Origin of the sequence: Streptomyces ovatisporus, from assembly GCF_042653885.1 — a bacterium.
Classification (GTDB): domain Bacteria; phylum Actinomycetota; class Actinomycetes; order Streptomycetales; family Streptomycetaceae; genus Streptomyces; species Streptomyces ovatisporus.
In genome coordinates this window covers 20881-45723 of the sequence record NZ_JBHSFH010000012.1, presented here as the reverse complement: position 1 = coordinate 45723, position 24843 = coordinate 20881, and the positions used below count along the sequence as shown (strand labels likewise).

At 70.3% G+C, this 24843-nt stretch carries 22 protein-coding genes; 10 read left to right on the top strand and 12 right to left on the bottom strand.

What is annotated here, in order from left to right; genetic code table 11:
* Positions 1-4: 4 nt before the first annotated feature.
* Positions 5-637: a rhomboid family intramembrane serine protease gene (locus tag ACFPA8_RS20915; RefSeq protein ID WP_386450774.1), complete on the top strand. Its 633-nt coding sequence runs from the start codon at positions 5-7 to the stop codon at positions 635-637.
* A 144-nt stretch (positions 638-781) separates the two neighbouring features.
* On the opposite strand, the gene mqnP is transcribed toward ACFPA8_RS20915, so the two are convergent.
* Both mqnP and ACFPA8_RS20905 read right to left on the bottom strand, forming a co-directional pair.
* The gene (gene mqnP, locus ACFPA8_RS20910; protein ID WP_386450921.1) at positions 782-1678 is read right to left on the bottom strand and encodes a menaquinone biosynthesis prenyltransferase MqnP; all 897 of its coding nucleotides are present in this window, start codon (positions 1676-1678) and stop codon (positions 782-784) included.
* Positions 1679-1734: 56 nt separating this feature from the next.
* A complete protein-coding gene (locus ACFPA8_RS20905; protein WP_386450772.1) occupies positions 1735-3186 on the bottom strand; it encodes a menaquinone biosynthesis decarboxylase in 1452 nt (483 codons plus the stop codon).
* Between the two features lie 161 nt (positions 3187-3347).
* Here ACFPA8_RS20905 and ACFPA8_RS20900 point away from each other — a divergent pair, with 161 nt between their 5' ends.
* The gene (locus tag ACFPA8_RS20900; protein WP_386450770.1) at positions 3348-3905 is read left to right on the top strand and encodes a PLD nuclease N-terminal domain-containing protein; all 558 of its coding nucleotides are present in this window, start codon (positions 3348-3350) and stop codon (positions 3903-3905) included.
* Positions 3906-3962: 57 nt separating this feature from the next.
* On the opposite strand, the gene ccsB is transcribed toward ACFPA8_RS20900, so the two are convergent.
* The 6 genes from ccsB to hemL form a co-directional block, all read right to left on the bottom strand.
* Positions 3963-5054, bottom strand: coding sequence for a c-type cytochrome biogenesis protein CcsB (gene ccsB / locus ACFPA8_RS20895; protein WP_386450768.1), 1092 nt, complete (start codon positions 5052-5054; stop codon positions 3963-3965).
* Positions 5051-6964 carry a cytochrome c biogenesis protein ResB gene (gene resB / locus ACFPA8_RS20890; RefSeq protein ID WP_386450766.1) on the bottom strand — a complete coding sequence of 638 codons (1914 nt, stop codon included), beginning with the start codon at positions 6962-6964 and terminating at the stop codon, positions 5051-5053. Before resB ends, ccsB begins: the two co-directional genes overlap by 4 nt.
* A 1-nt stretch (position 6965) precedes the next feature.
* On the bottom strand, positions 6966-7781 hold the full coding sequence (locus ACFPA8_RS20885) for a cytochrome c biogenesis CcdA family protein (protein ID WP_386450764.1): 816 nt from the start codon (positions 7779-7781) through the stop codon (positions 6966-6968).
* A gap of 7 nt (positions 7782-7788) precedes the next feature.
* Complete coding sequence (locus ACFPA8_RS20880) at positions 7789-8391, bottom strand: TlpA family protein disulfide reductase (protein ID WP_386450762.1); 603 nt, start codon at positions 8389-8391, stop codon at positions 7789-7791.
* 127 nt (positions 8392-8518) lie between these two features.
* Entirely contained in the window at positions 8519-9163 is a 645-nt protein-coding gene (locus tag ACFPA8_RS20875; protein ID WP_386450919.1) for a histidine phosphatase family protein, read from the bottom strand.
* A gap of 101 nt (positions 9164-9264) precedes the next feature.
* Positions 9265-10581 (bottom strand): glutamate-1-semialdehyde 2,1-aminomutase, encoded by a 1317-nt coding sequence (gene hemL, locus ACFPA8_RS20870; protein WP_386450760.1) that lies wholly within the window; start codon positions 10579-10581, stop codon positions 9265-9267.
* 192 nt (positions 10582-10773) lie between these two features.
* Between hemL and ACFPA8_RS20865 the strand changes: the two genes are divergently transcribed.
* The gene (locus ACFPA8_RS20865; RefSeq protein WP_386450917.1) at positions 10774-11328 is read left to right on the top strand and encodes a hypothetical protein; all 555 of its coding nucleotides are present in this window, start codon (positions 10774-10776) and stop codon (positions 11326-11328) included.
* A 125-nt stretch (positions 11329-11453) separates the two neighbouring features.
* Here ACFPA8_RS20865 and ACFPA8_RS20860 read toward each other — a convergent pair whose 3' ends face one another.
* Both ACFPA8_RS20860 and ACFPA8_RS20855 read right to left on the bottom strand, forming a co-directional pair.
* A complete protein-coding gene (locus ACFPA8_RS20860) occupies positions 11454-11891 on the bottom strand; it encodes an SRPBCC family protein (RefSeq protein WP_386450758.1) in 438 nt (145 codons plus the stop codon).
* A 191-nt stretch (positions 11892-12082) separates the two neighbouring features.
* Positions 12083-12727 carry a TetR/AcrR family transcriptional regulator gene (locus ACFPA8_RS20855; RefSeq protein WP_386450756.1) on the bottom strand — a complete coding sequence of 215 codons (645 nt, stop codon included), beginning with the start codon at positions 12725-12727 and terminating at the stop codon, positions 12083-12085.
* Positions 12728-12827: 100 nt separating this feature from the next.
* Between ACFPA8_RS20855 and ACFPA8_RS20850 the strand changes: the two genes are divergently transcribed.
* From ACFPA8_RS20850 to ACFPA8_RS20840, 3 genes are all read left to right on the top strand, one after another.
* Positions 12828-14495: an FAD-dependent oxidoreductase gene (locus ACFPA8_RS20850; RefSeq protein WP_386450754.1), complete on the top strand. Its 1668-nt coding sequence runs from the start codon at positions 12828-12830 to the stop codon at positions 14493-14495.
* Between the two features lie 9 nt (positions 14496-14504).
* Entirely contained in the window at positions 14505-14840 is a 336-nt protein-coding gene (locus ACFPA8_RS20845; RefSeq protein WP_386450752.1) for a YnfA family protein, read from the top strand.
* Positions 14841-15071: 231 nt separating this feature from the next.
* Positions 15072-15833, top strand: coding sequence for an SDR family NAD(P)-dependent oxidoreductase (locus ACFPA8_RS20840; RefSeq protein WP_386450750.1), 762 nt, complete (start codon positions 15072-15074; stop codon positions 15831-15833).
* A gap of 150 nt (positions 15834-15983) precedes the next feature.
* Here the strand turns inward: ACFPA8_RS20840 and ACFPA8_RS20835 are convergent, their stop codons facing one another.
* Complete coding sequence (locus ACFPA8_RS20835) at positions 15984-17177, bottom strand: RtcB family protein (protein ID WP_386450748.1); 1194 nt, start codon at positions 17175-17177, stop codon at positions 15984-15986.
* 314 nt (positions 17178-17491) lie between these two features.
* Here ACFPA8_RS20835 and ACFPA8_RS20830 point away from each other — a divergent pair, with 314 nt between their 5' ends.
* The 3 genes from ACFPA8_RS20830 to ACFPA8_RS20820 all read left to right on the top strand — a co-directional run bounded on the left by ACFPA8_RS20830 (position 17492) and on the right by ACFPA8_RS20820 (position 20891).
* Positions 17492-18502: a hypothetical protein gene (locus tag ACFPA8_RS20830; RefSeq protein ID WP_386450746.1), complete on the top strand. Its 1011-nt coding sequence runs from the start codon at positions 17492-17494 to the stop codon at positions 18500-18502.
* A 27-nt stretch (positions 18503-18529) separates the two neighbouring features.
* Positions 18530-19234: a DUF3558 domain-containing protein gene (locus tag ACFPA8_RS20825; RefSeq protein WP_386450745.1), complete on the top strand. Its 705-nt coding sequence runs from the start codon at positions 18530-18532 to the stop codon at positions 19232-19234.
* Positions 19235-19361: 127 nt separating this feature from the next.
* Complete coding sequence (locus tag ACFPA8_RS20820) at positions 19362-20891, top strand: DUF2637 domain-containing protein (protein WP_386450915.1); 1530 nt, start codon at positions 19362-19364, stop codon at positions 20889-20891.
* Between the two features lie 129 nt (positions 20892-21020).
* Here the strand turns inward: ACFPA8_RS20820 and lysS are convergent, their stop codons facing one another.
* A complete protein-coding gene (gene lysS / locus ACFPA8_RS20815; RefSeq protein ID WP_386450913.1) occupies positions 21021-22805 on the bottom strand; it encodes a lysine--tRNA ligase in 1785 nt (594 codons plus the stop codon).
* Between the two features lie 131 nt (positions 22806-22936).
* Between lysS and argS the strand changes: the two genes are divergently transcribed.
* The gene (gene argS, locus ACFPA8_RS20810; protein WP_386450743.1) at positions 22937-24712 is read left to right on the top strand and encodes an arginine--tRNA ligase; all 1776 of its coding nucleotides are present in this window, start codon (positions 22937-22939) and stop codon (positions 24710-24712) included.
* Positions 24713-24843 lie beyond the last annotated feature (131 nt).

Sequence of the window (24843 nt, the reverse complement as noted above, 5' to 3'; positions counted from 1 at the left end):
CTCGATGGCGTACGGATCAGGGTCCGACACCGACAGCACCAGCAGCGGCAGGTTCACCGGCGGGGGCGCCAGGACTGCGGCCAAGCTCATCCTGGCCTGGGTCGCCCTGCTCTGGGTGCTGGAGGCCGTCGACTACGTGACCGGCCACGCGCTGGACACCTTCGGGATCGTGCCGCGTCAGCAGAGCGAGCTGGTCGACGTCGTGCCGGCCGCGTTCATGCACTTCGGCTTCGGTCACCTCGTGGCGAACACGCTGCCGCTGCTCGTCCTCGGCTTCCTCGCGGCGCTGCGCGGGGCGGCACGGTTCCTTGCCGTCGCCTTGACGATCATCGTGGTGAGCGGCGTCGGCGTGTGGCTGGTGGCTCCGGACGCGAGCAACACGGCGGGCGCCTCCGGCCTGATCTTCGGGCTGTTCGGCTATCTGCTGGTGCGGGGTTTCGTGGACCGCCGCATCACCGACGTGGCGATGGGCGGCGTCGTCGCCGTCCTGTACGGCTCGATCCTGTGGGGGGTGCTGCCCACCGACGGCGGGATCTCCTGGCAGGGGCACCTGTTCGGGCTGGTCGGCGGGATCGTGGCGGCCTTCCTGACGTCGGCCAGACGAGTACCCGGCGGCGCCAAGCCCGCCTGGCACTGACGCATCGCACTGAAGCACTGCCGCGCCGCACTGCCGCCTGGCACTGACGCACTGCGTGCGGGCACCCCGAGTGCCCGCAGCGGGCCGCTCGCCGGCAGGCAGTGCTGCCAGCCACCGGCATCACACCGAACGACGCCCGGACGGTCAGACGCCCAGCCCGCGCACAGCGAGGTCGAGCAGCGCGCAGACGAACAGGGCTATGCCGATGAACCCGTTGACGGTGAAGAAGGCCCGGTTGAGCCGGGAGAGATCACCGGGCTTGACGATGGAGTGCTCGTAGACGAAGGCGCAGGCGACGATCAGCAGACCCAGCCAGTAGAACGCCCCCGCCCCGCTGAGCCGGCCGAACCAGCCCAGCAGCGCCACGGTGACGACATGGCTGACCCGCGCCCCGTACAGCGCCCTCGCGATCCCGAAGCGGGCCGGGACGGACCGCACCCCGTGCGCACGGTCGGCTGCGACGTCCTGGCAGCCGAAGATCAAGTCGAAGCCGCCGATCCACACGCCGACCGCGAGTCCGAGCACCACCGCGTCCCACGACCAGGCGCCGGTCACGGCGATCCACGCGCCGATCGGCCCGATGGCCTGCGCGAGGCCGAGGATGGCGTGCGGGAAGTCGGTGAAGCGCTTCCCGTACGGATAGACGACCATCGGGACGACGGCGACGGGCGCGAGAGCGAGACAGAGCGGGTTGAGCAGCGCACACGCCCCGAGGAAGACGACGACCGCGACGAGGGCACCCGCCCACGCCGACCGCACGGACAGCGCACCGGTGACCAGCTCGCGTCCTGCTGTGCGCGGATTCCGGGCATCGATCTCGCGGTCGATGATCCGGTTCGCGGCCATGGCGAAGGTGCGCAGGCCGACCATCGCGACGGTGACGAGCAGCAGTTCACGCCACTGGACGGCTCCGCTCTTCTCGGACATCGCGGTGAGCGCGGCGATGTAGGCGAACGGCAGTGCGAAGACAGAGTGCTCGATCATCACCAGGCGCAGGAACGCCCGTACGCCTCCCTGCGGGCGGGGGCTCCCCGCCGGCACCGGCGCGGTGGCCCCACCGGGCTCGGCGCCGCCGTCGCCTGCGACTGCTTCGCCGCTCACAGGCCGTACTCCTTCCAGCGCGCGGTGACGCGTTCGGCGATCCGCGGGTCGGACTCGATCATGTGCGGCCAGCCGCCGTCGCGCGTGTAGCCCTCCTCGGGCAGCTTCGCGGTCGCGTCGATGCCCGCCTTACCGCCCCAGAACTGCTGGTACGAGGCGTGGTCGAGATGGTCGACGGGGCCCTCCACGACGGTCAGGTCACGGGAGTAGTCGACGTTCCCGAGCGCCCGCCATGCGACTTCGTGCAGGTCGCGTACGTCGCATCCGGCGTCCACGACGATGATCAGCTTCTCCAGGGAGAGCATGTGGGCGCCCCAGATGGCGTGCATGACCTTCTGTGCGTGCTTGGGGTACTTCTTGTCGATCGAGACGATCATGCAGTTGTGGAACCCGCCCGCCTCGGGAAGGTGGTAGTCCACGACGTCCGGGACGATGATCTTGAAGAGGGGCAGGAAGAACCGCTCCGTGGCCCGCCCGAGCGGCCCGTCCTCCGTCGGCGGCCGGCCCACCACGATCGACTGGAAGACGGGACGCTTGCGCATCGTCACGCAGTCGATCGTCAGCGCGGGGAAGTCCTCCTGCGGCGTGTAGAAGCCGGTGTGGTCGCCGAACGGGCCCTCCGGCAGCGTCTTCCCGGGCTCCAGCCAGCCCTCCAGCACCACTTCCGCGTTGGCGGGAACCTGGAGCGGCACGGTCCTGCAGTCGACCATCTCGACCCGCTTGCCCTGGGTGAAGCCCGCGAACAGGTACTCGTCGATGTCTCCGGGCAGCGGCGCCGTCGCCGCGTACGTCACCGCGGGCGGACAGCCGAAGGCGATGGCGACGGGCAGCTTCTCGCCGCGCCGGGCAGCGACCTGGTAGTGGTTGCGGCTGTCCTTGTGGATCTGCCAGTGCATGCCGATGGTGCGGCGGTCGTGCCGCTGGAGCCGGTAGAGACCGAGGTTGCGTACGCCGGTCTCGGGGTGCTTGGTGTGCGTCAGGCCGAGGTTGAAGAAGGAGCCGCCGTCCTCGGGCCAGGTGAACAGGGCGGGCAGCTGATCCAGGTCGACGTCGTCGCCCTGCACCACCACATCGTGTACGGGCCCGTCCTTGACCTTCTTCGGCGGTACGTGCGCCATCGCGCCGAGCTTGCCGAAGGCCTCCCGCATCCCCATGAACCCCTGGGGGACTTCGGGCTTCAGCAGACCGCCGATCTTCTCGCTGATCTCGTCGTAGGAGCGCAGGCCCAGCGCCTTCAGCAGACGGCGGTCCGTCCCGAAGACGTTCATGGCGAGCGGCAGCGAGGACCCCTTGACGTTCTCGAACAGCAGCGCCGGACCGCCGGACTTCTGCACCCGGTCGACGATCTCCCCGACTTCCAGGTGCGGGTCCACCTCGGCCTTGATGCGCTTGAGGTCCCGGTCCCGCTCCAGCGCCCGCAGCAGCGAGCGGAGATCGTCGTAAGCCATGCGCCCCAGTATCCGGTATGGCACTGCGGCCTTCGCCGCCCGCCCCCGGGGCCGGACGGCACACCGTTACGCTGGCTTACGTACGTGAACCGCAACGCGAACCGCGCCAACCGCACAACTGGCCCGCCGCGCCGAGTCAGCTCGCCTAGGGGGCGTCACACATGCTGAGGTACCTGCCGTTCATCCTCGTCCTGGCGGTGTGGATCTACGCCTTCATCGACTGCCTGAACACACCGGAGAAAGAGGTACGCAAGCTGCCGAAGGTGGTGTGGGTGATCGTCATCCTGCTCTTCGGCCAGGTGCTGCTCGGCCCGATCGCCTGGTTCGCTGTCGGACGTCCTCGCCGGAACGCCCCGTACGGTGCGACTCGTCCCGACGAGCGCAGGTGGGTCGCGCCCGACGACAACCCGGAGTTCCTGAAGTCCCTCGACGACGGCGCCCCGCCCCGCGGTCCGCAGTCCGACGGCGGGCGAAGCGAGCCGGGGAGCGACGCGGGATCCGGCCGCACCTTCCAGGCAGGCACGGACGACACCCCTCCGGCCGACGGCGGCGAGCGCGGCACGAACGCGGAGCCGGCGCCCGGGCCCGCACCCGCGGACGGCGCCGCCGACAGCACGTCGAAGCCCGACCCCGCGCGGCAGGAGGCGGAACTGCGCCGCCGCGAGGAGGAGTCACGGCACAGGGACAACGGCACGGACGAGCCGCCGCAGACCCGCTGAACGGGCGGGCCGGCAGCGGCCCGGGAGCGCCGGCGGGGGCGAGAGGACCGGGACGGCTCAGACGCCGCCGTAGCTGTGCTTGCCGTTGAAGAAGATGTTCACGCCGTAGTAGTTGAAGAGGAAGCACGCGAAGGCGAGCAGCGCCAGGTACGCGGCCTTGCGGCCCTTCCAGCCCGCTGTGGCACGGGCGTGCAGGTAACAGGCGTACGCGACCCACGTGATGAAGGACCAGACCTCCTTCGGGTCCCAGCCCCAGTAGCGGCCCCAGGCGTCGCCCGCCCAGATGGCGCCCGCGACGATGGTGAACGTCCAGAAGGGGAAGACGGCGGCGTTGATGCGGTAGGCGAACTTGTCCAGCGACGAGGACGACGGCAGCCGCTCCAGCACGGACGTGGCGAAGCCGCCGGGGGTGCCTCCGTCCAGCAGCTTCGTCTCGTAGCGGTCCCGGAAGAGGTAGAGCACCGTCGCCACGAAGCCGAGGTAGAACAGCGCGCCGCAGCAGATGGCCAGCGAGACGTGGATCCACAGCCAGTAGGAGTGGAGTGCGGGCACGAGCTGGTCGCTCTCGGTGTAGAGCACCGTGACGGCGAGACCCAGGTCGAGCAGCACCGTCGTGACCAGGGGCAGGCCGATCCAGCGGACGTTCTTCTTCGCGACGAGGAACCCGAGGTAGCCGGCGACGGCGACCATCGAGAAGGCCGTCGAGAACTCGTACATGTTGCCCCAGGGGGCACGCTGCACCGACAGTGCACGGGCGAGCACTCCCGCCACGTGCAGCAGGAACGCCAGCGTCGTCAGCGAGACGGCGATCCGGCCGTACAGGTCGCCCTGCTCGTCCCCGCCCGAGGCGCCGGGGCCGTCGGGGAGGTCGCCGCGGCGGCCGGACGAGGAGCGCACGACGATCCTGGGGCGCTCCAGTACGGAAGTGCTCCCGCCTGTCCGTACCTCCACAGCGGGCGCGGCGTCCTCGCTCCCCTTCTCGCGTCCGCCGCTCAAGGCGGCTGCCGTACGGGCCACCTTGCTGCGGCTGCCGAAGACCCACTCGGCGATGTGTGCGACGAAGGCGAGCGTGTAGACGGCCATCGCCGAATAGATCAGGTAGTTGCTGATCTCGGCGAGACTCTCGTTGGTTGCGGCAGCGATGTTCACTGGCGTTCTCCTCGCGGCGAGGCTTCGGCGCCGTCCTGGGGGCCTGCTTCGGTGGTCTTGCCGGGCGTGGTGCCGGACGCGGATCGGGACGCCGGACCAGAGGCGGCCGGGGCCGGGTCCTGCCCGGCGTCGGCGTCCTCTTCGCGTTCCTCTTCGGCGTCGGTGTGCTGTGCGGCGTCCGTGTGCTGTGCGGCCTCCGCATGCGTCGGCGGGGCATCGGTCTGCAGGGCGAGCGCCAAGTCGCCCAGCTCCTCGGGAAGTCTCGCGGACTCGCTGCGGCCGAGACCGGCCATCTCCACGACGGTACGGCCGTCCGGCCCCTCGACTGCCCGCACCCATACGCGGCGCCGCTGGATGAACAGCGATCCTGCGAGCCCGCCGATCGCAGCGAGCGCACCGCCCAACGCCCAGCCGTTGCCGACCTGATGGACGATCTGGAACTGCGCCCACTTCCGTACGCCTTCGAACTTCAGCGAGGCCTTTCCGTCCGGCAGCTTCATCGACTCACCGGGGAGGATCTTCTTCGCGAGCGGCTTCCCGTCCTTTTCCTTGAACTGCTTCATGGGCTCGGTGTCGAGTTGGTACACGCTCTCGAACCCGAGGGGACCGTGGTAGGCGGTGAGAAAGAGCACCGGGTACTTCAGGGAAGGGGACTGCGAGAACATCGAGCCGGAACCGGAGCCGCCGAAGGTCGGCACGAAGAAGCCCTGGAATCCGAGCTGGTCCTTGAATCCCTTCGCGTTCCGGTAATCGGTGACCTTCACGACCCCGGACGAGGTCAGATTGCCGTCCTGCGGCAGGAAGGGGACGGGACCCCGGTAGGCGGTCCTGCCCTCGCCGTCCTTGACGGAGACCACCGGGGCGTAGCCGTTGCCGTTCAGATAGACCTTGGTGTCACCTGCCTCGAGCGGGTGGTTCACCTCGATCGAACTCTGCTTCTCCTTGCCGTCCGCGCCCTTCCAGAACGAGACGTCGGCGCGGAAGTCGCGGGCTGTTCCCTTCTCCGGGCCGCTCTCCTCGTACGTGGCGTGGAAACGGTCGAGGGTGAAGCCGAAGGAGTCCAGGTCGTCCGCGTCGAAGAGGGAACCCGACTTGAAGTCGTCGTACTGCGTGAGGGTGTTGGAGAAACCGTCCCCCTGGATGATCAGCTTGCCGCCCTCGGACTTCCACAGCTGCCCGGCGGCGAAGGCCAGCAGCAGCACGATCAGCGCGATGTGGAAGACGAGGTTGCCCGCCTCCCGCAGAAAGCCCTTCTCGGAGGCGACGGCGTCACCGTCACGCTGCACCCGGAAGCGCCGCTTGCCCAGCAGCTTCGAGGCCCTGCTCAGGACGTCGTCCGGCGCGGTGCCGGTGTGCCAGGTCGTGTAGGCGGGCATCCGGTCCAGGCGGCGCGGCGCACGCGGGGGCCTGCCCCGCAGCTGCCCGACGAACTGCCAGGTCCGCGGCACGATGCAGCCGGCCAGCGAGATGAACAGCAGGATGTAGATCGCCGAGAACCACACCGACGTGTAGACGTCGAAGAGCTGGAGCTTCTCGTAGACGGGCGAGAGGACGTCGTGCTTCTTCCGGAACTCCTCGACCTTGACGCTGTCGACGTCGGTCTGCGGGATGACGGAGCCGGGGATCGCGGCGAGGGAGAGCAGGAAGAGCAGGATCAGGGCGACGCGCATCGAGGTCAGCTGCCGCCAGATCCAGCGGGCCCAGCCGACGGCGCTCATGGAGGGGACGTTGAGCCTGTCCTCACCCGGTGCGGTGGAGAGCGTCGAGCGCTGGGACTCCTGGTCCAGCTGGTCCAGCTGTGAGGCGGCCTCGCGCGCCAGCCGCTTCTCCTCCCCGGCGGTGCCGGCGGCGTCGCTGCCGGTGTTCTCGGAGGAGCCGCTGTCGCCGGAGGCGATGGACGTCGTACGCATCTCAGATTCCCACGGTGTAGTCGGACGACCAGACTTGCAGGTCGTACACGATCCGGTCCCAGGCCCCCGTGACGAGCAGGAGGCCGACGACGACCAGCATCGCGCCGCCGGTCCGCATCACCCACGCGTAGTGCTGCTTCACCCAGCCGAAGGCGCCGAGGGTGCGCCGGAAGGCGATGGCGGCGACGACGAAGGGGACGCCGAGACCGACGCAGTACGCCACCGTCAGCAGCGCCCCGCGGCCGGCACTGGCCTCGTTGAAGGCGAGGGTCTGCACGGCGGCGAGCGTCGGCCCGATGCACGGCGTCCAGCCGATCCCGAACAGCACACCGAGCATGGGTGCCCCGGCCAGTCCGACAGCCGGCCTGCGGTGGATGCGGAACTCGCGGGACGTGAAGCGCGACAGCGGGCCGAGTGCGCCCATGAACGCCAGCCCCAGCAGGATCGTCAGCGCCCCCAGTACCCGGGAGATCACCGTCCGGTTCTCCTGCAGCGTCGCCCCGAAGCCACCGAAGAGGGCACCGCCCGAGACGAAGACAGCAGTGAAACCGAGCACGAAGAGGCCCGCGCCGAGGAGCATCCGGCCGCGCCTGGCCTGCGCCAGATCGGTGCCGCTGACCCCTGTGACGTAGCTGAGGTAGCCGGGGACCAGGGGGAGTACGCACGGGGAGAAGAAGGAGACGAGACCGCCGAGCACCGCGATGGGAACGGCCAGCAGCAGTGCGCCGCTCAGGACCGTGTGGTTCACCCCGCTCGAACCTGCGGCGGCCGTGGTGACGACGGCGGCGGCATCAGCGGTGTCGGCGAGCACGCTCATGCCGTGGTCACTTCTCCGCCGTCAACGGGTCGAGCGCCGAACGCAGTTCCCTCTCGCTGAGTTCCTTCAGCGCCCGCACGGCGATCCTGCCCTTGCGGTCCAGGATCAGCGTCGACGGAATGGCCTGCGGGGAGAGGCTGCCCTTGGGGAAGCGGAGGATCAGCTTGCCGCTGGGGTCGAAGAAACTCGGGTACTCGACCTCGTAGTTGCGCTCGAAAGCCTCGGCGTTGGCACGGTCGAGGTCGCGAGTGTTGATCCCGATGAACTGGACGTCCTTGTCGTCGGTCTCCTTCTCGACCTTGGCCAGATTCGGCGCCTCGTCGCGGCAGGGACGGCACCAGGAGCCCCAGACGTTCAGGACGACGACTCTCCCCTTGTACTCGGACAGGTTCAGCCGCTCGCCGTCGACGCCTTTGCCCGAGAGGGCGGGAGCGGCCTGCCGCTCCCCACTGGGCACCTTGGTGATCTGGCCGGTGCCCTGCACGAAGTTCTTGTCGCCGGAGGACGATCCGGTCTCCCCCTCGCCGCACCCGGCGAGCACCGACGCGCCCGCCGCGACCATGGCGACCAGCAGGACAGAGCGTTGACGGAGGGTGCGGATCCTACTCATGTGAAAAGTTTCGCATGGCTCCCGAAGGGATCTTTCCCGCCCCCCGTGTCCGGTGCGCACGGCCTGCTCGGCGGGTACGCGCGGGCATGAGCGGCACGTCCTCGTACGTCGAGTCGGTCCGGTGGCCTCAGGCCCCCCGCCCTCCGCCTCCTCCGGCGCCTCGCGCGCCCGCCCGGAGGTGCGGCGGCACCAGATCGCGCGCCGGCTCCGTGTAGCCGACCGAGACGATCTTGTCGCCGTCGAAGGTGAAGGTGGTCAGCGAGGCCAGGGTGCACTGCCGGCGTCGCGGGTCGTGCCAGAGCCTGCGCCGCTCGACGAAGCTGCGCAGCGTCCAGATCGGCAGCTGATGGCTGACGCAGACCGCCTCGTGTCCCCGTGCCGCGTCCCGCGCTGCGTCGAGGGCGGCCCTCATCCGGACGACCTGGTGCACGTACGACTCGCCCCAGGACGGCCGGAAGGGGTTGAACAGATGCCGCCAGTTCGCGGGTCTGCGCAGAGCGCCGTCTCCCACACCGACCGCCCTCCCCTGGAAGACGTTGTCGGCCTCGATCAGGCCGTCGTCCGTGGCGATGTCCAGTCCGTGCGTCTTGGCGATCGGCTCGGCCGTCTCCAGTGCGCGTTCCAGGGGGGAGGCGACGACATGCGTGATGTCACGTCCGGCGAGGTGCTCGGCGACCCGGTCGGCCATCCGGCGGCCCAGCTCGGAGAGGTGGTAGCCGGGGAGCCGCCCGTAGAGGATGCCGGTGGGGTTCTCGACCTCGCCGTGCCGCATCACGTGCACGACGGTGACGGTCCCGTCGCGACCGGCCCGGCCCGCGGTCTCTCTCGCGTCCTCGCCGGGACCGCCTGCGGCGGTCGTCCTGCGTTCTGTGCTCATGCGGTCGCCTCCGCTGCAGCTCGTGCGGCGGCGGGCAGCGCTTCGGCCACCCGCTCCAGTGCTCCGTCGTCATGTGCGGTCGAGACGAACCACGACTCGAAGGCGGACGGGGGCAGATAGACACCCTGCGACAGCATCGAGTGGAAGAACGCCGTGAAGCGGAAGGCGTCCTGGGCCTTGGCCCCTTCGTAGTCCGTGACCGGCGAGTCGGTGAAGAATACCGAGAACATGTTGCCCGCGACCTGCAACTGGTGTGCGACGCCCGCCTTGCCGAGCGCCTCGGCGACAGCACCACGCAGCTGCTCGGACGCGGCGTCCACCGCTTCGTACGCCGCGTCGTCCAGCAGACGCAGCTGCGCGACGCCGGCGGCGGTCGCGACCGGGTTCCCCGAGAGCGTCCCGGCCTGGTAGACGGGTCCGGACGGTGCGAGGTGCTCCATCACGTCGCGCCGTCCGCCGAAGGCCGCGGCCGGGAAGCCGCCACCCATGACCTTGCCGAAGGTCATCAGGTCGGGCGTCACGCCGTCGATCCCGAACCAGCCCTGCCTGCTCACGCGGAAGCCCGTCATCACCTCGTCGGAGACGTAGAGCGCGCCGTACTGCCTGCACAGCTCACTGAGTTGGGCGTTGAAGCCGGGCAGCGGCGGCACGATGCCCATGTTCCCCGGAGCCGCCTCGGTGATGACGCACGCGATCTCGTCGGGCTGTGCCGCGAACGCCGCACGGACGGCCTCGATGTCGTTGTACGGCAGCACGATCGTCTCGGCGGCCTGGGCACCGGTGACCCCCGGAGTGTCGGGCAGTCCGAACGTGGCGACCCCCGAACCGGCCGACGCCAGCAGCGCGTCCACGTGACCGTGGTAGCAGCCGGCGAACTTCACGACCTTCGCGCGCCCTGTGAAACCGCGTGCCAGGCGGATCGCCGACATCGTCGCCTCCGTGCCGGAAGAGACCAGACGCACCTGCTGCACCGGCTCGATCCGGTCGGTGATCTCCTCCGCGAGCCGCACCTCGTCCTCGCCGGGCGTACCGAAGGAGGTGCCGCGCGCCACCGCTTCCCCGACGGCCGCGATCACTTCGGGATGAGAGTGACCCAGAATCATCGGCCCCCACGAGCAGACGAGGTCGACGTACTCCCTCCCGTCCGCATCGACGAGGTACGGACCGGCTCCGGACACCATGAACCGGGGCGTACCGCCCACGGCGCGGAACGCGCGCACCGGAGAGTTCACGCCTCCTGGTGTCACAGCGGCGGCACGGTCGAAGAGCGACTGCGATACTGGGGCCTCGTACGAGTAAGTCACAAGGGCCATGGTGTCAGAGCGTCCTGACCGAACGGCGTCCCAGCGGGAGGTACGTGAGGTATGGGTGGTCCGGGAGGTACCGGCCGGGTAACGCGGGGATTACCCGGACGCTGCGGGGCGTTTCACGACCCGTGAGGCGGGGAGGTCTCTGACACGATGATCGGGTTGCGCGGCGGAAGCCGCGAGTGGTCGGGTGGTGACATGCAGCGCGGTGGAGGACTGGGCGAGGGCACCGGGGACCTCGGTCCGGAGCGCGCAAGGGGACGCCATCGAAGAGACGCGGTGGAGAAGGACACTGGAATCAGCAAGGGTGGCGGCCGAGTGGGGGTGACCTACAAGTATTTCGGCGCCCCGGACGGAGCGACGGCCGCACGGGTCCCCGTCTCGATGCGCCCCGAGGAGCTCGGCGGCGACGAGTTGGGCCACGGCATGTTCACGAAGATCAAGCCGGAGACGATGGCCGCCATGGTGCTCACCGGCATCGAAGGCATACCGCTTCACCGGGTGCCGCCGCTCGAACTCGTCGTGCTGCACCCGGATTACGCAGTCGTGAAACTGCCCATGACCGTGGTCGACCCGCTGCGCGGCATCGGCGAGGAGTCGGTGGGCGCGGCAGCCTTCATCTGGTCCACCGTGCCGGACCGCTCCGGCCCTCAGGACGCCTACAACGTCTACCAACTGCTGCACGAGTGGCAGGACTTCTCGGACCGCCTGCACATGGCGGGACACCAGCCGTACTGCCTGGTGTGGCCCTGACCTTCCCGGCGCCGCCCCGGCCCGGGCCCGGCTCGACGACCCGGCCGGCGCGACGGACTTGAGCCCGGCTGACAGCGCACTCCCGGCGGGGCGGACGCCCGTCACGCGGTCTGCGCGGCGGGGGCTCAGAGCTTCGCGGGGTTGCCCGCGGCGGTCTCCGCCTTGAACTTGAACTCCCCCAGGTCGTAATTCGTCAGCGCGGAGTCGAGGTTGGTGAGCGCGCCCAGCCGCTCCACGAAACCCTGCGGGTTGTACTCGATCTGCAGCGTCACCCTGCTCGACGTGTCGCTGAGGCGGTGGAAGGTGACGACGCCGGCGTGCTCGACACCGTCCGTGGTCTTCCAGGCGATGCGCTCCTGCGGGACGAGTTCGGTGATCTCAGCCGTGAAGCTCTTGTCGGCCCCCGGAAGATCGAGCCACCACGTGAAGGACCGGTTGTCGATGCGGACGACGTCCTTCACGTGCCGGAGGAACTTCGGCCACTCCGCCACGTCGTGCCACAGGGCCCAGGTAACGCCGAGCGGAGCTTCGACATCCACGGTCTCTACGAGGGAGGACGACACGCTATGACACCTCTCATCAGCTGGGGATCCGTCCGTGGCCTCCCGGGTACCCACGCGCCCCGGGTCAACTCATCGGGGCCGGAACGTCACTTGCGCCGCGCCGCTGCCGCCGGGCTGTCCGGTCTGTCCGGGCCGCGACGGCGGCGGGGGCGAGCCGCCCACGGGGCGGCCCGGCGGAACAGCCCGGGCTCTCAAGGCCGTTCCGCCGTCAGGTACCGCTGAACCGACGGCGCCAGCCACTCCACGATCTCCTCGTGGTCCAGGTCGACCGCGGGCGGCAGCTTCAGCACGTACCGCGCCAGGGCCATCCCCAGGATCTGGGAGGCGAGCAGGGCCGCACGCGTGGGGACCTGGGCCGGATCCGGACACACGGCGGCGACCACCGGGGCCACTTGGTCGCGGAAGACGGCCTGGAGCCGCTCGCCGCCCGCCGCGTTGGTGACACTGACGCGCACCAGCGCGTTCAAGGTCTCGTCGCCCTCCCAGCGGTCGAGGAAGTGGCGTACGAGCCGGGCACCGGTCTCCTCGTGCGGCGTGCCGCTCAAGTCGGGCAGCCGGAGGTCGATTTCGGAGGCGGCGGCGAAGAGACCCTCCTTGTTGCCGTAGTAGCGCATCACCATCGAGGGGTCGATACCGGCGTCACGCGCTATGGCCCTGATCGTCGCGCGCTCGTAGCCGTCGGCGGCGAAGCGGTCGCGGGCGGCGTCGAGGATGGCGGCCCTCGTCGCCTCGGAACGGCGGTGCGGACCGGCCGCCCCACCGGCGACGGCGACGTTCACCGCCGCGCCCGCGTCGGCTGCTCTCGTCCTCTGCTCGGCGGCCTTCTCTGCGTCCATGCCAACAACTGTAGGCCAACGCGTGTTGACAGACCAGATCCGGGGCGTCTACGTTGCCAACAAGCGTTGACCAACAAGCGTTGGCATCAGGGGAGGCGCCATGACACGCAGCAGCGCACAGAGCCGGCGGGCCGGTACGTCACAGGCCGACGCCGCTGACGTGATCGTCGTGGGCGCGGGTCCCACCGGCCTGCTGACCGCCGGCGACCTCGCGTCGGCCGGGCACAGGGTCACGCTCGTCGAACAGCGCGACGCGGGCATCAGCAACCTCTCGCGGGCACTGGTCGTGCATGCCCGCACTCTGGAGCAGCTGGACGCCCGGGGGGTGGGCGACGAACTGGCCGAGCGGGGCGCTCGTGCACAGGGGCTGGGGATCTTCGGGCGTGCGGTGCTCGATCCGACGACGCTGCCGAGCCGCTATCCGTACGTCCTCGTCGTGGGGCAGTTCGAGGTCGAGAAGCTGCTGGAGCGACGGGCCCGCGAGGCGGGGGTGACCTTCCTGTACGGCACTGAGGTGACCGGCCTGCGCCAGGACGAGACGGGCGTCGAGGTGGACGTCACGACGCCCGGCGAGCGGGACGAGGCTGCGGCGGACGGCGGGGGAGCCCACGCTCCCGCCGCGTCGGACACGGCCCACGTGTCGGCCGCGGCGGCCATGTCGGCCGCGTCCGACGCCTCATCCGTCCCGTCCGGCTCGTCCGTCTCGTCCGTCTCGTCCGCCACTCTGCGCGCGTCGTATCTGGTCGGCTGCGACGGTGTGCGCAGCACTGTCCGGGCGGCGCTCGGGCTCCCCTTCCCGGGCAAGTCCGTCATCCGTTCCATCGTGCTCGCCGACGTCCGGCTGGCCGAACCGCCGCAGCAGCCCTTCATGTTCGACGCCGTCGACGATGCGTTCGCCCTGATCGGAAGCTTCGGCGACGGCTGGTACCGCGTGGGCGGCTGGAACCGGAACCGGCAGCTACCCGACAGCGAGCCGGCCGGTCTCGACGAGGTCCGCGACTTCACCCGTCAGGCGCTCGGCTCCGACTTCGGGATGCACGACCCCCGCTGGATCTCCCGCTTCCACAGCGACGAACGCCAGGCCCCGCGCTACCGGGTCGGCCGGGTCCTCCTCGCCGGGGACGCCGCTCACGTCCACTCCCCCGCCGGGGGCATGGGCATGAACACCGGCCTGCAGGACGCGGCCAATCTCAGCTGGAAGCTCTCCGCCGTCCTGCACGGCCGCGTGCCGGACCGGCTGCTGGACACCTACCACGAGGAGCGTCATCCGGTCGGTACCCAGGCGTTGCGGGCCAGCGGCGCCATCATCCGGATCGCCCTCGCCCGCTCCGCAGCGCTCCGGGCCCTGCGGGCGGCTGGTGCCGGACTCATCAACGCAGTGGGCCCGTTGGGCCGGCACGCTGTGCGTACCGTCTCGGGTATCGGCATCTCGTATGCGTCTCCGCGCGGCTCCCACCCCCTCGTCGGCAAGCGCGCTCCCGACCTGGCGCTGGGCCCCGGGCCGAGTTGCGGTCGTCTCTACGAGGTCTTGCGGGAGGGCAAGTTCGTCCTCGTCACGCCGCCGGGCGCCGGTCCGGCCCCGGGAGTGGTGGACGAGGATCTCGTCGTGCACGCCCAGTCGGCAGGCGGGGAGGGCGGCAAGCGGACACGGTCGCTGCTGATACGTCCCGACGGCTACATCGCCTGGGCGTCCGACGCCCCGGACCTGGAAGGTCTGCGGCACGCTCTCGCCCAGTGGACGGGTACCGCGGCGCTGCGTGCCGCGTAGCCTGCGGCCATGCTCGTCGGACGCTCCGTTGCCCTGTTCGCCCTCGCCGCGCTCCTGGAGATCGGCGGTGCCTGGCTCGTCTGGCAAGGCGTACGTGAGCACCGGGGGTGGGTGTGGATCGGCGGCGGTGCCATCGCCCTGGGGCTCTACGGCCTCGTCGCCACGCTCCAGCCCCACGCGGACTTCGGGCGGATCCTCGCCGCGTACGGGGGCGTCTTCGTCGCGGGCTCACTGGCCTGGGGCATGGTCGTGGACGGCTTCCGCCCCGACCGGTGGGACGTGACGGGGGCTCTCATCTGCCTCGCCGGGGTCGCAGTGATCATGTATGCGCCGCGCGGACACTGACGGAAGCGTCCGGGACGGTTCGCCGTGCAGGCTCCGGCGTCCCACCTCGGACCCCGGCCACCTCGGACCCCGGCCACCTGAGACGACGGTCCCGAAGCAGCGGGCGTGATCTCGTGATCACGCGGTCTCCGCCGCGGCGGTCTGCCCGCCACCGGGCGCACGGCCGCAGGAGGCGCGGTGCGCCCCCTGTCGCAGCCCCTCCCTCTGGACAGCGCACGTAGCCTTTCCGCCATGACCAACCGCACTGCTGTCATCAGCGGCGCCAGCAGCGGCATCGGCGCCGCCACCGCACGTCAACTGGCCGAGGAGGGCTACCGCGTCGTCCTGACGGCCCGGCGGCTGGACCGGATCGACGCGCTGGCCGAGGAGTTGACCGGCGCAGGCCACGAAGCTGTCGCACGCCCGCTGGACGTCACCGACAGAGCAGCCGTCGACGCCTTCGCCGCCGAACTCGACCGCTGCGACGTCCTGATCAACAACGCCGGCGGCGCCCTGGGCACCGACCCGGTCGCCACAGCGGACCCGGCCGACTGGCGCCAGATGTACGAGGTCAACGTCCTCGGCGTGCTGCACCTCACCCAGGCGCTGCTGCCCGCGCTGGTCGAATCCCCCTCGGGCGAGGGCACGGTGCTGGTCGTCTCCTCCACCGCCGGGCACGCCACGTACGAAGGCGGCGGCGGTTACGTCGCGGCCAAGCACGGGGCGCACGTGCTCGCGGAGACACTGCGCCTGGAGCTGTGCGGGCAGCCGGTACGCGTCATCGAGATCGCGCCCGGCATGGTGAAGACGGACGAGTTCGCCCTCACCCGGTTCCGCGGGGACGCCGAACGTGCCGCCAAGGTCTACGAGGGAGTGGCCGAGCCGCTCACCGCCGAGGACGTCGCCGACACCATCACCTGGACGGTCACGCGCCCGCCGCACGTCAACGTCGACCTGCTCGTCGTCCGTCCGCGGGCACAGGCGTCCAACTCGAAGGTGCACCGCGAGCGTTGACGCCGTCGGCGGCGCACAGCGCGCCACGGCCCCGTGGCGCCCCACGGCGCCGCCGCTCACCGGACCACCTCGGGCGGCGGCTCCGCCGGGCGCCGAGCCCCGACGGGCTCGGCGCCCGGGTGCGCCCGGGCGCTGAGCCGCGTCCGTGCCTCAGCCCTTCACACAGACGACCTGCTTCAGCTTCGCGACGACTTCCACGAGGTCGCGCTGCTGGTCGATGACCTTCTCGATCGGCTTGTACGCGCCGGGGATCTCGTCCACGACTCCGGAGTCCTTCCGGCACTCGACGCCCCGCGTCTGCTCCTCCAGGTCCCGCGCGGAGAAGCGCTTGCGCGCGGCGTTCCGGCTCATCCTCCGGCCCGCCCCGTGTGAAGCGGACTGGAACGACGCGGGGTTGCCGAGCCCCTTCACGATGTAGGACCCGGTCCCCATTGAGCCGGGGATGATGCCGTACTCGCCGGAGCCCGCGCGGATGGCGCCCTTGCGGGTCACGAGCAGGTCCAGGCCGTCGTACCGCTCCTCCGCGACGTAGTTGTGGTGACAGGAGATCTCGGGCTCGAACCGCGGCCCGGCCTTCTTGAACTCCTTGCGGACCACGTCCGTCAGCAGCCCCATCATCACGGCGCGGTTGTGCTTCGCGTACTCCTGCGCCCAGAACAGGTCCTTCCGGTACGCCGCCATCTGCGGGGTGTCCGCCACGAAGACGGCCAGGTCGCGGTCGACCAGGTTCTGGTTGTGCGGAAGCTTCTGCGCGACACCGATGTGGTGGTCGGCGAGTTCCTTGCCGATGTTCCGGGACCCGGAGTGCAGCATCAGCCACACCGCCCCGTCGGTGTCGGTGCAGACCTCGACGAAGTGGTTGCCGGACCCGAGCGTGCCCATCTGCTTGGTGGCCCGCTCCTGGCGGAACCTGACGGCCTCCGCGATCCCGTCGAACCGCTGCCAGAAGTCCGTCCAGCCCGCGGTCGGGTAGCCGTGCAGACGGCCGGGATCCACGGGCTCGTCGTGCATCCCGCGCCCCACCGGGATCGCCTGCTCGATCTTCGAGCGGAACCGGGACAGGTCACCGGGCAGGTCGTTCGCGGTGAGAGAGGTCTTCACCGCGGACATGCCGCACCCGATGTCCACGCCGACGGCAGCGGGGCACACGGCGCCGTTCATGGCGATCACGGAGCCGACGGTGGCGCCCTTGCCGTAGTGGACGTCCGGCATCACCGCGAGACCCTTGATCCAGGGCAGTGTCGAGACGTTGCGCAGCTGCTGCATCGCTCCGTCCTCGACGGTTGCCGGGTCGGCCCACATCCGGATGGGCACCCGGGCACCGGCGACCTCGGTGTAGGACATCTCCCTCAACTCCCCCATGAACGAAGCGCAGACGAACGCAAGAAGTCCGGAAAAGGAAAAAGCGGACTTTGCGCAACATAGGCACCGCGCGACCGGACGGCCGAGCCGTGCGTGCGATAGACATTGTGTTCCGTGGCACCGCCACGGCGACAACGCTTTTCCGGCGGGGCGGACGGGCGGGCCCGGCGTCTTCGCGCGCCACCGCCCGCGGAGTCCGCCGTCGCCGTCCGGCCGCCGGACGAACCGGCCGACGGGCAGCACCACCAGGACGAAGCAGCACCACCGACGGCAGGGCCGGACCAGGAGGCAGAACAGTGCAGCGGAGGGCAAGGACGTACGTCACCGGCGTCGCGCTGGTCGTCATGCTCTCCGGCGGTCTCACCGCCTGCACAAGCTCACCGGACGAGGACGGCAGCGGTGACACCGAGGCCGGCAGCTCCGGCACCCCCGAAACCTCGGCCCCGCCCGGCAGGTACCGCACGCTCCCCGAGCCCTGCGGAGCCGTCGGCCTCGGCACCCTCAAGAAGCTCCTCCCGGACGCCGAAGGCGCGACGGAAGGCAGCAGCAGCACCCCCGGCAAGGGGACGGAGAGCGACGACGAGGACTCCCCGTACGAGGGCGAGGCGATCGCCACCTACGACACCGACCGTCGCGCCGGCTGCCGCTGGAAGAGCACGAACAGCCTGGCCACCCGTAACCTCACCGTCGACTTCGAGCGCGTGGTCTCCTACGACCCCGCGGTGAGCGACGACGAGCAGGCGCAGCTGCTGTACGACGAGCGCGCCGGCCAGGCGGAGATCCCCACCGAGAGCGAGCCCCCCGCCGACGAGGGCGACGGCGGCGAAGGGGACGGCGGCGAAGGGGACGGCGGCGAAGGGGACGGCAGCGAAGCGGAAAAGGCGGAGGAAAGCACCGAACCCGGCGAAGGCGACAACGGGGACGCGGGTGACGGCGGCACCGACGGCAAGGGCGGCGGCGAAGGCGGCGGCGACCCCGGCGGCGAGAGTGAGAAATCCGACAACAGCGACGGCTCTCCCGGCCCGGAGGAGTCCGAGAGCGAGCCCTCCGCCTCCCCTGACGCGGACCTTTCCCCTCGTACGCTCGACGACATCGGTGACAACGCCTACATCGACGACCAATTGGACACCGGCGACTCCGGAGTCCACCGGGACATTACGCTCGTCTTCCGGAGCGCCAACGTGATCGCCACGGTCACCTACGACCAGTGGCTGACCGACAAGCGACGTACCCCGGACAGCGCCGAGTTGCAGGAGAAGGCCCGCAGCGTTGCCGAGGAGCTCGCCGCGGACTTCGACGACAACTGACGCAGACAGACTGGAAGCGAAGGAACCATGCCCCGTACAGCTCAGCGAACCTCACCGCGAAGCGCCACGCGTTCCGCCCGTACGCTCGCCTGCGCGGCAGTCGTTCTTCCGGCCCTGCTGGTCGCAGGCTGCTCCTCCGAGTCCGGAGGGGAGCCGGCCTCCTCCGAGCAGGGAGAGAGCACTCCCAGCGCGGCTCCCGTGAAGTTCAAGGAGCTCCCGGACGCCTGCAGAACGGTCTCCAAGGACACGGTGAAGAAGCTGACGCCGAAGACGGAGAACGCCTCCGGCAAGCGCATCGGCACCGGCAACACCCAGGACTCGGGCAGCTGCCTGTGGAGCGGCCTCGACAAGTTCGACTACCGGCAGCTGACCGTCTCCCTCAAGCGTTTCGATTCCGACGCCTCCCGCGGTTCCGGCGACAAGCTCGCAGGCGCCTTCCTTCAGCAGCAGGTGGACGCCCTCAAGACGGACAAGGCCAACAAGGACCTCAAGACCGAGCCGGTCAAGGGCATCGGCGAGCAGGCGACCGCGGTCAGTTACGAGGTCGACAAGAAGGACGGCGAGAAGTCCGAGAGCTTCCGTGAGGAACGCCTCGTGGTGCGTGAGGCGAACGTCGTCGTCTCGGTCGACTACTCGGGCGCCGGCTTCGAGGACGCCAAGCTTCCCAAGGCCGCCGACCTCGGGAAGAACGCCGAGAAGGCGGCCGGGGAAGCGGTCGCGTCCCTGAAGTGAGGCCGGTCCCCCGCCGTGCTCGGTGCGGCGGGGACTTGACGCGTGTGCCAGTCTGGTGCGCCGCGCCGGTTTCCGAGGGTGGGGGACAACTCCAGTGCAGGCCGTACAACTGACTCGTACACACCGCATATTGGTCGCGGTGGTCGTCATCGGTGCCGTGACGATCGCCGCGATCGGCTTCGCCGGTTCGTTCGCCGCCGTGCGCGACCTCGCCGAGAAGAAGGGCTTCGGCGCGTTCGCCCCGTTCTTCCCCATCGGCATCGACGCGGGCATCGTCGTACTGCTCGCCCTCGACCTGCTGCTGACCTGGATCCGCATACCCTTCCCGCTGCTGCGTCAGACCGCCTGGCTGCTGACCGCCGCGACCATCGCCTTCAACGGCGCCGCCGCCTGGCCCGACGCCCTCGGTGTCGGGATGCACGCGGTGATCCCCGTCCTCTTCGTCGTCTCCGTGGAGGCCGCCCGGCACGCGATCGGGCGCATCGCCGACATCACGGCCGACCGCCACATGGAAGGCGTACGCGTCTCGCGCTGGCTGCTCGCGTTCCCCTCGACCTTCCGGCTGTGGCGCCGGATGAAGCTGTGGGAGCTGCGCAGTTACGACGAGGTCATCCGCATGGAACAGGACCGGCTCGTCTACGAGGCCCGGCTGCAGGCGCGGTTCGGACGCAACTGGCGGCGCAAGGCCCCCGTCGAGTCGCTGATGCCGCTCAAGCTCGCCCGTTACGGCGTACCGCTGTCCGAGACCGGACCGCAGGGTCTGGCGGCGGCCGGCATCGACGCGCCTGCTGTGGCGTCCCGTTCGGCGGCTGCTTCCGGCAGCGCCGGCGCCCTGCGGGGCGGGCAGCGTGAACAGGAACAGCGGCGCCCGGAACTCACCGCGAGGGCCCAGGCACCTGACGGGGACGGGCAGTTCACCTCCGGACAACGCGAACTGGCCGCGGAGAACAGGCAGTTCATGTCCGGTGGGGCCGACCACCCGCAGGGCGCGGCCGCCGAGCCGGCACCCGCCCCGTCCCGCAGACCGCCGGCCCGGGAAGAGGCCGTCACGGAAAGGGAACCGACCGCCGAACCTGTACCCGAGCCCGGGCTCGCACAGGCTCGGGCGCCCGTCTCCGAGTACACCCACGCCGGGCCGCAGTCCTCGAACCCGCAGGTGACCGTTCCGGTGGGTCCCGGCCGCCGCCGTGCGCTGGGCAACTCGAACGCACCCGTGAACGGCGGACCCGCCTATCTGCCGCCTCAACGCGTCGAGGAGCAGCAGCTGTTCGTGGAACCCACGCCCGCCGCGCAGCCCCAGGAGCAGCAGGCCCGTCCGGCGGGGAGGGCCCGGCAGCAGGAGGACGACTACGAGTACGACTTCCTTCCCGAGCAGGAGCCCGTACCGCCGGCTCCCGCCGCCACGTCCGTGTCCGAGGACGCCGAGCCCGTCGGCATACCCGACGGTGTGCCGCGTGACGAGTTCTACTTCAACGCCTACCGGCAGTTCGTCGCCTCGCAGGCGAGTTTCCCCAACGCACGCCAGCTCTCCCGCGCCCTGCACGAAGCGCACGGCGTCACGAACGCCGACGGCTCCCTGCTGAGCGAGAGCTATCTCCGCACCTACATGCGGGAGTTCAGGGAGCGCTACAACACCGAGATGGGCCTCGCGGGCTGACCTCTCCCGCCCCGCGGCGGCCGACCGGGCGCACACCGCGAGTGCGGACGCAGCGGCCCCACCCTGTTCGTGCCGGGCCCGGCCCACCCGGCACCGGACTCCCGGCCCCCCGTGGCCCCCGGCCCGGGCTCACGCCCCGAGCAGCTTGCGCACCCTGTCCGTTCCCACGGCCAGCAGCAGCGTCGGCAGCCGCGGACCCGTGTCACGCCCGACGAGCAGCTTGTAGAGCAGCGCGAAGAACGACCGCTGCGCCACCTTCAGTTCGGGCGTCGGCTTGGCCTCCGGCTCGATCCCGGCCTGCACCTTCGGAACGCCGTAGACGAGCTGCGTCAGTCCTTCCAGCGACCAGTGGTCGTCGAGGCCGTCCAGCAGCAGCCGGAGCGATTCCCGCTGCTCGTCGTCGAGCGACTCCAGCAACGCGGTGTCCGGTTCCGCCCGTACGCGCGTGCGCTGTTCGGCCGGGACCTGCGTGCCGATCCAGCGCTGCGCGCGGTCGAGCCGCGGGCGCACCTCGTCGAGCGAACGGACCGGACGCTCCGGGTCCAGCTCGCTGAGGATGCGCAGCGTCTGCTCGTCGTTGCCCGCCGTGACGTCCACGACGGAGGCGAGGGTCCGGTACGGCAGCGGACGCGGCGTCGAGGGCAGCGGGCCCGCAGCGGTGGTCGACGCACGCAGATGGGCGGCGGCGTCGGCCGGCTGCGCCTGTCCGGCGGCCAGCTTCCGCTCCAGGGCGTCCCACTCGTCGTACATGCGCTGGACCTCCTGGTCGAAGGCCACCTTGAACGACTGGTTGGGCCGCCGGCGTGCGTACAGCCAGCGCAGCAGCGGCGCCTCCATGATCTCCAGCGCGTCGGCGGGCGTGGGCACGCCGCCCTTCGAGGACGACATCTTCGCCATGCCGCTGATGCCGACGAAGGCGTACATGGGGCCGATGGGCTGCTCGGCGTCGAAGATCTCCTCGACGAGCTGACCGCCGACGACGAAGGACGACCCGGGCGACTGGTGGTCGACGCCGCTCGGCTCGAACACCACGCCCTCGTACGCCCACCGCATCGGCCAGTCGACCTTCCAGACGAGCTTGCCGTGATCGAACTCGTTCAGTCGGACGGTCTCGCTGTGCCCGCACCGGCAGCTGTACGTGAGCTCTGTCGTCCCGTCGTCGTACGCGGTGACCGTGGTCGTGTCGCGCAGACAGGCGGTGCAGTAGGGCTTGTACGGGTAGTACGCCCCGCCGCCGGCGCCCGAGCCGTCGTCCTCGGAGGCCGCGCCGGAGCCCTCGGCGGCCTCCAGCTCGGCGGCGTCCGGCTCACCCTGCTTCTTCTTCTGCTGCTGCTTCTTGCCGCCCGCCGCGGCCTTGTCCAGCGTCCGGTAACGCTCCAGCACGGCGTCGATGCGCTCACGCTCACGCATCGCGAAGAGGATCTGCTCGCGGTAGGCCCCCGAGGTGTACTTCGCGGTCTGGCTGATGCCGCGGTACTCGACACCGAGCTGGGAGAGGGACTCCTCCATCGCGGCCTTGAAGTGCGCGGCCCAGCTCCCGTGGGCGCTGCCGCGGGGGGCGGGCACCGAGGTGAGCGGCTTCCCGATGTGCTCGTTCCAGGACTCGTCGACGCCCTCGACGCCCACGGGGACCTTGCGGAACCGGTCGTAGTCGTCCCAGGAGACGATGTGCTCGCACTCCACGCCGCGCCGCGCGATCTCGTCGGCGACCAGGTGCGGGACCATCACCTCGCGGAGGTTGCCCAGGTGGATCGGGCCGGAGGGGGAGAGCCCGGAGGCGCAGACCACTGCTTTCCCGGGCGCGCGACGCTCCGCTTCGGCGACGACGTCATCCGCGATACGGGAGACCCAGTCGGTCTCGGTGGTGGTCCGATCCACTTCCGGCACTTCCTTCTCTCTGCTCCGGCGACGCATGTCTGCGCGGCCCATTCTCCCACTGTGCGGGGGCTGCTCGCCGCTGGGATACTCGCGTGCCCGGCCCTGGCGGCGCGTGGGATACTCGGGCCTGCTGACCCAGCCACCCACGTACGGAACGGCTCGCATTCATGGCCTCGGTCCCTTCGCTCGCCGCCACGCTCCACCAGTGCCTCGCGGAGGCCCTCTCGGCTTCGGTGCCGCAGGAGACCCCCGCCGACTGGCTGGACCCGATGCTGCGACGGAGCGACAGGGCCGATTTCCAGGCCAACGGCATGCTGGCGCTCTCCAAGCGCCTCAAGACCAGCCCGCGGGAGCTCGCGGGCCTGGTCGTGGAGAGCATTCCGGCCAACGAGGAGATCGCCTCCGTCGAGGTCTCCGGTCCCGGCTTCCTCAACATCGTCGTCTCGGACGCGAGTGTCCTGCGCAACCTCGCCGCCCGCTCCGACGACGAGCGGCTGGGCGTCCCGTACGCGGAATCGCCCGGCACCACGGTGATCGACTATTCGCAGCCGAACGTGGCCAAGGAGATGCACGTCGGGCATCTGCGCTCGACCGTCATCGGCGACGCCGTCACCAAGATCCTGGAGCACCGGGGCGAGACGGTGATCCGGCGCCACCACATCGGCGACTGGGGCACCCAGTTCGGCATGCTCATCCAGTACCTGATCGAGCACCCGCACGAGCTGGACCACGCGTCGGACACCGCGGACGCCCGGGACGAGGGCGAAGCCGCCATGGCCCGCCTCAACCGGCTGTACAAGGACTCCCGCCTGCTGTTCGACTCCGACGAGGAGTTCAAGGCCAGGGCACGCGACCGCGTGGTCGCCCTCCAGGCCGGCGACGAGGAGACCCGGAACCTCTGGCACAAGATCGTCGACGAGTCGAAGACGTACTTCCACGCCGTCTACGAAGACCTGGACGTCGAGATCCACGACGAGGACATCGTCGGCGAGAGCGCCTACAACGACGATCTCCAGCAGGTCGTGAAGGACCTGGAGTCCTCAGGCGTCGCCGTGCGCTCCGAAGGAGCCCTCTGCGTCTTCTTCGACGACGTCAAGGGCCCCGACGGCACGCCCACTCCGCTGATCGTGCAGAAGTCCAACGGCGGCTTCGGATACGCCGCCACCGACCTCGCCGCGATCCGCGACCGCATCGGCAAGCTCGGCGCCGGCACCGTCCTCTACGTGGTGGACGCCCGGCAGGCGCTGCACTTCCGCATGGTCTTCGAGACCGCGCAGCGCGCCGGCTGGCTCCCTGCGGGGGCGGCGCGGCAGCTGGCGTTCGGCACCGTCCTGGGCAAGGACGGCAAGCCGTTCAAGACCCGGGAGGGCGAGAGCGTACGGCTGGTGGATCTGCTGGACGAGGCGAAGCAGCGTGCGGCCGTCGTCGTACGGGAGAAGGCACAGGACCTCACCGAGGAGGAGATCGAGGAGCGGGCGGCCCAGGTCGGCATCGGTGCCGTGAAGTACGCCGACCTGTCGAACTCGATGACGCGCGACTACGTCTTCGACCTCGACCGGATGGTCTCCCTTCAGGGCGACACCAGCGTCTACCTCCAGTACGCCTACGCCCGGGTCCGGTCCATCTTCCGCCGTGCGGGCGAGCTGAAGCCGGCTGTGCATCCGACACTGACGCTGAAGCCGGCCGAGCGTGCCCTGGCCCTGCACCTGGACGAGTTCGGGGACACCCTCACCGCGGTCGCCGAGGCTTACGAACCCCACAAGCTGGCGGCGTACCTGTACGAACTGGCCACGCTCTTCGGCCCGTTCTACGAGAACTGCCCCGTGCTGAAGGCGGAGTCGCAGCAGGTGGCCGAGAACCGCCTCTTCCTCTGCGACCTGACGGCCCGCACCCTCCGCGAGGGCATGACGCTGCTCGGCATCCGGACGCCCGAGCGGCTCTGACCGTCGAGGATCTGACGGGGCGGCACGTGCTGCGCGCGCCCGGGAGCGGCCGGAAACCGCCCCCGGGTCCGGCCCCTGACCTCCGCAGAGAGCGGCGGCGGCGCTGTACGGCGTCCCGGAAACCGGCCTCC

Excerpts from the sequence above, each read along its gene's own strand:
- ACFPA8_RS20865 (WP_386450917.1), top strand. The coding sequence starts at position 10,774 with ATGCAGCGCGGTGGAGGACTGGGCGAGGGCACCGGGGACCTCGGTCCG.
- argS (WP_386450743.1), top strand. The coding sequence starts at position 22,937 with ATGGCCTCGGTCCCTTCGCTCGCCGCCACGCTCCACCAGTGCCTCGCG.
- ACFPA8_RS20900 (WP_386450770.1), top strand. The coding sequence starts at position 3,348 with ATGCTGAGGTACCTGCCGTTCATCCTCGTCCTGGCGGTGTGGATCTAC.
- ACFPA8_RS20850 (WP_386450754.1), top strand. The coding sequence starts at position 12,828 with ATGACACGCAGCAGCGCACAGAGCCGGCGGGCCGGTACGTCACAGGCC.
- ACFPA8_RS20875 (WP_386450919.1), bottom strand. The coding sequence starts at position 9,163 with ATGCGGCACGGCGAGGTCGAGAACCCCACCGGCATCCTCTACGGGCGG.
- ACFPA8_RS20855 (WP_386450756.1), bottom strand. The coding sequence starts at position 12,727 with ATGGACGCAGAGAAGGCCGCCGAGCAGAGGACGAGAGCAGCCGACGCG.
- ACFPA8_RS20915 (WP_386450774.1), top strand. The coding sequence starts at position 5 with ATGGCGTACGGATCAGGGTCCGACACCGACAGCACCAGCAGCGGCAGG.
- lysS (WP_386450913.1), bottom strand. The coding sequence starts at position 22,805 with ATGCGTCGCCGGAGCAGAGAGAAGGAAGTGCCGGAAGTGGATCGGACC.
- ACFPA8_RS20885 (WP_386450764.1), bottom strand. The coding sequence starts at position 7,781 with ATGAGCGTGCTCGCCGACACCGCTGATGCCGCCGCCGTCGTCACCACG.
- ACFPA8_RS20825 (WP_386450745.1), top strand. The coding sequence starts at position 18,530 with ATGCCCCGTACAGCTCAGCGAACCTCACCGCGAAGCGCCACGCGTTCC.
- ACFPA8_RS20840 (WP_386450750.1), top strand. The coding sequence starts at position 15,072 with ATGACCAACCGCACTGCTGTCATCAGCGGCGCCAGCAGCGGCATCGGC.
- ACFPA8_RS20880 (WP_386450762.1), bottom strand. The coding sequence starts at position 8,391 with ATGAGTAGGATCCGCACCCTCCGTCAACGCTCTGTCCTGCTGGTCGCC.
- ACFPA8_RS20835 (WP_386450748.1), bottom strand. The coding sequence starts at position 17,177 with ATGTCCTACACCGAGGTCGCCGGTGCCCGGGTGCCCATCCGGATGTGG.
- hemL (WP_386450760.1), bottom strand. The coding sequence starts at position 10,581 with ATGGCCCTTGTGACTTACTCGTACGAGGCCCCAGTATCGCAGTCGCTC.
- ACFPA8_RS20905 (WP_386450772.1), bottom strand. The coding sequence starts at position 3,186 with ATGGCTTACGACGATCTCCGCTCGCTGCTGCGGGCGCTGGAGCGGGAC.
- ACFPA8_RS20845 (WP_386450752.1), top strand. The coding sequence starts at position 14,505 with ATGCTCGTCGGACGCTCCGTTGCCCTGTTCGCCCTCGCCGCGCTCCTG.
- resB (WP_386450766.1), bottom strand. The coding sequence starts at position 6,964 with ATGCGTACGACGTCCATCGCCTCCGGCGACAGCGGCTCCTCCGAGAAC.